This window comes from Rhodovulum sp. BSW8 (assembly GCF_003314725.1).
Taxonomy (GTDB): Bacteria; Pseudomonadota; Alphaproteobacteria; order Rhodobacterales; family Rhodobacteraceae; genus Rhodovulum; species Rhodovulum visakhapatnamense.
Genome location: NZ_QNVX01000075.1, coordinates 1 through 237, shown reverse-complemented (window position 1 = coordinate 237; position 237 = coordinate 1). Strand labels below are relative to the sequence as shown.

1 pseudogene is annotated in these 237 nt (G+C 57.8%); it reads right to left on the bottom strand.

Annotated elements, in window-relative coordinates:
• Positions 1-136 (bottom strand): annotated as a pseudogene (locus DSD19_RS21150) (IS5/IS1182 family transposase); the annotation flags it as partial.
• Positions 137-237 lie beyond the last annotated feature (101 nt).

The following is a 237-nucleotide window of genomic DNA, read 5'->3' as shown; positions in this document are numbered from 1 at the left end:
TCCAGAAAATCCCATCAAGGACGAGGCGGTGATTGGCGGCTTTGCGCCCGTTCGGGGCGCGGACGGCGAGTATGAAACGCTCGAAGAACGCCCATTCCTCGTCCGACATGAGATCTCGTGCCAAGCTGGTCTCCATCGCAGATGCCAGCTTGAATCATGCCCTAGGCTCAGGACCCATTGATCTGCTTGAAACCGCTACGGCTGAATGATTCAAGCTCCCGGACTGACGGTGGGTGA